7 protein-coding genes are annotated in these 6,522 nt (G+C 61.0%); all 7 read right to left on the bottom strand.

Features of this window, described 5'->3' with window-relative positions:
• Positions 1-863 (bottom strand): heavy metal translocating P-type ATPase (locus NKI25_RS27325; protein ID WP_352999906.1); only part of this gene is annotated, 863 nt, incomplete at its 3' end.
• On the bottom strand, positions 860-1,357 hold the full coding sequence (locus tag NKI25_RS27320; RefSeq protein WP_352622930.1) for a FixH family protein: 498 nt from the start codon (positions 1,355-1,357) through the stop codon (positions 860-862). The genes NKI25_RS27325 and NKI25_RS27320, both read right to left, overlap by 4 nt.
• Positions 1,354-2,913, bottom strand: coding sequence for a cytochrome c oxidase accessory protein CcoG (ccoG, locus tag NKI25_RS27315; RefSeq protein ID WP_352829003.1), 1,560 nt, complete (start codon positions 2,911-2,913; stop codon positions 1,354-1,356). The genes NKI25_RS27320 and ccoG overlap by 4 nt, the downstream gene beginning before the upstream one ends.
• 217 nt (positions 2,914-3,130) lie before the next feature.
• Positions 3,131-3,994 carry a cytochrome-c oxidase, cbb3-type subunit III gene (gene ccoP / locus NKI25_RS27310; protein ID WP_352622943.1) on the bottom strand — a complete coding sequence of 288 codons (864 nt, stop codon included), beginning with the start codon at positions 3,992-3,994 and terminating at the stop codon, positions 3,131-3,133.
• 2 nt (positions 3,995-3,996) lie between these two features.
• Positions 3,997-4,146 (bottom strand): CcoQ/FixQ family Cbb3-type cytochrome c oxidase assembly chaperone, encoded by a 150-nt coding sequence (locus NKI25_RS27305; protein WP_023759205.1) that lies wholly within the window; start codon positions 4,144-4,146, stop codon positions 3,997-3,999.
• 12 nt (positions 4,147-4,158) lie between these two features.
• Complete coding sequence (gene ccoO / locus NKI25_RS27300) at positions 4,159-4,890, bottom strand: cytochrome-c oxidase, cbb3-type subunit II (protein ID WP_352578058.1); 732 nt, start codon at positions 4,888-4,890, stop codon at positions 4,159-4,161.
• Between the two features lie 11 nt (positions 4,891-4,901).
• The gene (gene ccoN, locus NKI25_RS27295; RefSeq protein ID WP_352593967.1) at positions 4,902-6,512 is read right to left on the bottom strand and encodes a cytochrome-c oxidase, cbb3-type subunit I; all 1,611 of its coding nucleotides are present in this window, start codon (positions 6,510-6,512) and stop codon (positions 4,902-4,904) included.
• Positions 6,513-6,522: the final 10 nt, after the last annotated feature.

The raw sequence follows: 6,522 nt of genomic DNA, 5'->3' as shown, positions 1-6,522 counted from the left end.
CCGTCGACGGGGATCCTTTCGCCGGCCGCTATCAGCAACAGCATGCCCGGTTCGATCTCGCCAACCGGCAGATAGTCGCGTGCGCCACCGTCGCGCAGCACCAAGGCGCCACGCGCGGCCAGTTGTGACAGGCCTTTCACGGCGGTGCGGGCGCGTGCGCGCATCACGTGATCCAGCGTGCGGCCGATCAACAGGAAGAACAGCAGAGACACCGACGCGTCGAAATAGGCGTGGTCGCCATGGGTGATCGTCTCATGGAGGCTCATCGCATAGGCCAGCGACACGCCGACCGCGATCGGCACGTCCATGTTCATGCGGCCGTGACGCAAGGCATTCCAGGCCGACTTGAAGAAGATGCCGCCGGCGAAGGCGAGTGCGGGGATGGCGATCAGTGCCGAGACCCAGTGGAACAGGTCGCGGGTCGCGCCCTCGGCACCGGACCAGACCGAAACCGACAGCAGCATGATGTTGCCCGCCGCAAATCCGGCAACAGCGACGGCGCGGATAAGCTCCGAGAGCGTTTTGTCCTTTTCACCAATCTCGGGTTCGAACAAATGCGCCTGGTAACCCAGCCGCCCCAGCATGGCGACGAATGGTGGGGCCTCGTCCCCGCGCCACCGGACCGAGACCCGCTTCGTTGACAGGTTGACGCGAGCGGCCTCGACGTGATCGAGTTTTGCCAACGCCGTCTCGATTGTCTGGATGCAGGCTGCGCAATGAACCGTCGGAACTGAAAGATCGGTCTGGCTAAGGCCATCGCCAAGCGACCGGCTCGCCAGCTTGATCTCTTCGCTGGACGGCAGGACGGATGTAGCGTTTCCCAGATCCAGCGCCATTTCCGCGCCCGGTGCACAGCAGCTCATTTCAGCGCTCCATCGGAGATCATGATCCTGCGCACGTCGCGGAAAGGCCTTGCCAGACCGGCATCGGCGTCGATTTCGACGATCCACACACCGTCCCTTGGCATGTGCTGCACGGCAAACTCCTGGCCCGAGGCGGCGGCGAGCGTGATGGACTCATCTTCTTTCTCGTAAGCGGGATGGCGAAACAGCACTTTGACGCCATGCAAGGGAACCGCCTTGCCGGCGGCGTCGGTGACGCCATAGCGGACTTCGCCCCATGCAATGGTCAACTTGCCGGTCCAGCCGAGGGCTGCCTGCGCGCGCCCTTCCTCGGCCTTCCTGTTGAATTGCTGGCTCGCCACATAGGTGTTTTCGACGACAAGCCCGGTCCAGCTTGTATTGGCAAGCGTCGCCATGGTCAGATTGACCGCGATGACCACGCCGAAAAAAGCAAGGATGATGGCCAACATGTGCCTGCCGGTGAATTCCCGGGATTTTCGCGTGGTGGCGTTCATCTGGCGATCTCCGGCGCGTTGAAGGTGGCGGTGTATTCGTTGGACTCGAAACTCGCTTTGTCCTCGACCCGGAGTGTGAAGGTCTGCGCTGCGCCATGGATCTGATCAGCAGGCAGGCGCACGAAAACCTTCAACATCTTCAGCCGGTCGGGTTCGACCTGGATCGCAAAAGAGCGATCGGCAGGGAGGTCGACACCAACGATGCTCATCTCTGCGCCTGGCAAACCCCCAATGCTGACGACGATCGTTCTTGGTTCGGGGATCATGTTCAGCAGCTTGACGGTATAGCCATTGCGGATCGAGCCGTCGGACAGCGTCACGAATTGTGGATTGCGGTCGTGCAAAACATTGATCTCGAGCCGGTCGCGCGTCAGCAGCGAAAAGAGCAGACCCAGGCCGATCAGCGACCACATGGCCATGTAGACATAGGTGCGTGGCCGAAAGATCTTGCGGACATGGAAATGCGCCACCCTGTCCGAAAACAGGCCGTCAGCGGTCCTGACCAATGACGGATTGACCGAACAGGCGCCGCCCGCGGTCGCCAGCATCATGTTGGCATTGTGGTCGGAGAGTGTCGCGTAGGAGATCAAGCCGCGCTCCTTGCCGAGCTTGTCCATGACGCCGTCGCAGGCGTCGATGCAGAGCGCGCAGGTGATGCATTCGAGCTGCTGGCCATCGCGAATGTCGATCCCCATCGGGCAGACAGCCACGCAGGCGTTACAGTCGACGCAATCGCCGACTGACTGTCCGGCGGCCTGGACCTTCTTGGTGTGGCGCGTGCGCGGTTCGCCGCGCCAGTCATTGTACGTGACGGTGAGCGAACTTTCGTCGAGCATGGCCGCCTGGATGCGCGGCCACGGGCACATATAGGTGCAGACCTGCTCGCGCATCAGCCCGCCGAACGTATAGGTCGTCGCTGTGAGCACAGCGACGGTGATGTAGGCGATAGGCGCTGCCGTGCCGGTGAAGAGTTCGACGAGCAAGGTCGGCGCATCGGCGAAATAGAAGATCCAGGCGCCGCCGGTCGCTGCACCTATGATCAGCCAGATGGCGTGTTTCGACATTCTCAGCGCGAGCTTGCGGGCGGTCCAAGGCCCGGCATCGAGCTTCATGCGCGCGTTGCGGTCGCCCTCGATAGCTCGCTCGACGACCAGGAACAGATCGACCCACACGGTCTGCGGACACGTATAGCCGCACCAGGCACGACCGACAGTCGACGTAACCAGGAAAAGACCGACGCCGGCCATGACCAGAAGGCCGGCCACATAGTAGAATTCCTGCGGCCATATCTCGATGAAGAAGAAGTAGAAACGCCGGTTGGCGACATCGAGCAGCACGGCCTGGTCAGGGGCAAACGGGCCGCGGTCCCACCGCAGCCAAGGTGTCAGATAGTAGATACCAAGCGTGACCGCCATTGCCAGCCATTTGAATCGGCGAAAGCTGCCCGAGGCCCGCTTCGGGAAGATCTTCTTGCGCGCGGCATACATCGGCTGTCGCACTTTGGCGGAGTTGACCGCCTCGGCTTCGAGCCGTTCTACCTGCGTATTGTCCAGCACTGGTTTCTCCCGTCGCGCAGCTTTGATTTCGCCGGGCAAATGTTCTGACTGGGCACAGGCAGGTCAGCGAAATACAGCGTCGAGCGGATTTTGCTGCCGACTGGATTGCGCCGCGTTGATGCAGGTCAATCGCCTGGCCCACGGAAAACAAATCGAGCCCCGGCAGAGCCGGGCCTCGTCGCTTCGGCGGTGAGGGCCGGAGAATAGGCCTCCGTTCCTATTCTCCACCGCCTAGCGAATGCACGTAGACCGCCAGCTCCTTGATCCTGGTTTCGCCCAGGCGCGCCCCCCAGGCCGGCATCACGCCTTGTTTCGGCGCTGTGACCTGGGCGGCAATGGCCGTTTCGCCCGATCCGTAGAGCCAGATGGCATCGGTCAGATCAGGAGCGCCGAGCTCCTTGTTGCCCTTTGCGTTGTCGCCGTGACAAGCAACGCAGTTTTCCGCAAAAACCTTGGCACCGGGCGCCACCAAAGATTCGTCGCTGACGGCTTGGGACAGGCCGGCAATATAGGCGCTGACCTGTTTAATCTGGTCGGCAGTGATAATGTCGCCAAAGGCTGGCATTTCCGAAAGCCGCGTATCCGGATCCGATGCGAAGCGGATACCATGCGTGACCGTCTGCTGGATCTGATCCGCCTTGCCGCCCCACAGCCAGTCATCGTCATTGAGGTTGGGGAAGCCCTTGGAGCCCTGGGCCCCGGAGCCATGACATTGCACGCAATTGACCTTGAACGCGGCGCCACCAGCGGCGATCGCGAATTCGCGCAAACCATCGTCCGCCGCGATCTCCGAAACACTCTTCGATTCTATCGCCGCGACATATTTGCCCTTCGCCGCTTCAGCCGCCGATAGCTCGTTCTTGACTTCGTTGCGGCTCGAATAGCCGAGCACGCCCGTTGTTGCCGAATGCAGCAAAGGCCATGCCGGATAGGCGATGGTGTATCCGATTGCCCAGACAATGGTGGCGTAGAAGGTTACGACCCACCAGCGCGGAAGCGGGTTGTTCAGCTCCCGAATGCCATCCCATTCGTGGCCGGTGGTCGAAACGCCAGAGATTTCATCGATGTGCTCGTCGCTCATGATCACTCGTCCTCAAGGGGAATCCGGGCAGCTTCGTCGGCCAACTTGCGGCTGCCGGGGCGCAGGGCGAAGGCAATTGCGCCGACAAAGAAAAGCGCCATGGCGACCAGACCCCAGCTGTCGGCAAACTCCCGCATCAAATTGTAATCCATGGATAAAACTCCTCAGCGGTAGCCGGCGGCTTCGTCGTAGTTCTTGAAATCGACCAGCGTGCCGAGCATCTGCAAATAGGCGACGAGGGCGTCCATTTCGGTGACCTGTTGCGGGTTGCCGTCGAAGTCGCCGATCTTGGCTTTGGGGTAGCGGGCTTCGAGGCCGGATGTGTCGGCGTTGGGATCAGCCTGCGCCATCAAGTCGGCGCTGGCGTGTGCGATCATGTCGTCGCCGTAGGGGACACCGACACGGCTGTTGGCGACCAGATGCGTCGAGAAATCCTTCACCTCGATCGGCGTGTCTTTCAGGAACGCATAGCTCGGCATGATTGATTCAGGCACCACCGAACGAGGATCCGTAAGGTGCTCGACATGCCATTGATTGGAATAGCGGTCGCCAACCCTGGCGAGGTCCGGTCCGGTGCGCTTCGATCCCCATTGGAAAGGATGATCGTACATCGACTCGGCCGCCAGACTGTAGTGACCATAGCGCTCGACCTCGTCGCGGAACGGTCTGATCATCTGGCTATGGCAGAGGTAGCAACCCTCGCGCACATAGATGTTGCGCCCGACAAGTTCGAGCGGCGAGTAAGGGCGCATGCCCTCGACCTTCTCGATCGTGTTGTCGAGATAGAAGAGCGGTGCGATCTCGACGATGCCGCCGACAGTCACCACAAGAAGAGAGCCGATGAGCAGAAGCGTGGCGTTCTTCTCGATCAGCGCGTGTTTGTCCATCAAGCCCATTGTCTGGCTCCTTATTCGGCAGGCTGCAGGACGGGCAGGGAGCCCGGCATCGGCTCTTCCTCGCGCTGGTAGCCGAGGATGGTCATGGCGATGTTCCAGGCCATGATCAGGGCGCCGGAGAGGTACATGGCCCCGCCGATGGCGCGCATGACATAGTAGGGGTGCATGGCGGCCACGGTTTCGGCAAAGGAGTAGACCAGGAAGCCCTGCTCGTCGTATTCGCGCCACATCAGGCCCTGCATGATGCCGGACACCCACATGACGGCCGCGTAGACGACGATGCCGAGCGTCGCCAGCCAGAAGTGCCAGGTGACGAGCCGCAGCGAATAGAGACGTTGGCGGTTCCAAAGCTTCGGCACCATGTAATAGATCGCGCCGAACGAGATCATCCCAACCCAGCCGAGCGCACCGGAGTGCACGTGACCTATGGTCCAGTCGGTATAGTGCGACAGCGAATTGACCGTCTTGATCGACATCATGGGACCTTCGAAGGTCGACATGCCGTAGAAGGCGATGGCCATCACCATCATGCGGATAATCGGATCGGTGCGCAGCTTGTCCCAGGCGCCCGACAGCGTCATCAGGCCGTTGATCATGCCGCCCCATGACGGCATCCACAGCATGATCGAGAACACCATGCCGAGTGTCTGCGCCCAGTCGGGCAGGGCGGTGTAGTGCAGGTGATGGGGGCCGGCCCAGATGTATAGAAAGATGATCGCCCAAAAATGGACGATCGACAGCCGGTAGGAATAGACCGGCCGGTTCGCCTGCTTGGGCACGAAGTAATACATCATGCCGAGGAAGCCGGCGGTGAGGAAAAAGCCGACGGCGTTGTGGCCGTACCACCATTGCGTCAGGGCGTCTTGGACGCCGGAAAAGGCGGAGTAGCTCTTGGAACCCAGGAATGAGGCCGGCATCGACAGGTTGTTGACCACATGCAGCATCGCGATGGTGACGATGAAGGACAGGTAAAACCAGTTGGCGACGTAGATGTGCGGCTCCTTGCGCTTCAGGATCGTGCCGAGGAACAGGATGAGATAGGCGACCCAGACGATGGTCAGCCAGATATCCACATACCATTCGGGTTCGGCGTATTCGCGGCTCTCGGTGATGCCGAGCAGGTAGCCGGTCGCGGCCATGACGATGAAGAGCTGGTAGCCCCAAAACACGAACCAACCGAGATCGCCGCCGAACAGCCGCGCGCGGCAGGTGCGCTGGACGACATACAGGGACGTGCAGAGCAGCGCATTGCCGCCAAAGGCGAAGACGACGCCCGACGTATGCAATGGCCGTAAACGGCCGAAGTTAAACCAGGGCTGAATGTTGAGATCGGGGTAGGCAAGTTGCAGCGCAATGACGACGCCGACCAGCATGCCGACGACACCCCAGAACATGGTGGCGATGGCGCCATAGCGGACTGGCCCATCCATGTAGGCGGACGGGTCGATCGGAGCAGCCACTTCGAAATTCGTGTTGCGGATGAGGATGGCGACAAAGCCGAGCAGCACAAAAAACAGTACCCACATATGCTGCCGGAATGGCTCGTCCACACCGAACCCGGCTGCCACAAGGGCCGCAAATGTGAACAGGCCCAAGGCGAAGATTTGCGTGCCGAACTTCATGACCTGTCCC

The organism is Mesorhizobium sp. M0808, from assembly GCF_040320025.1.
GTDB lineage: Bacteria > Pseudomonadota > Alphaproteobacteria > Rhizobiales > Rhizobiaceae > Mesorhizobium.
Note: the sequence above shows the minus strand (reverse complement) of the source record. Positions and strands in the feature narration are given on the sequence as shown.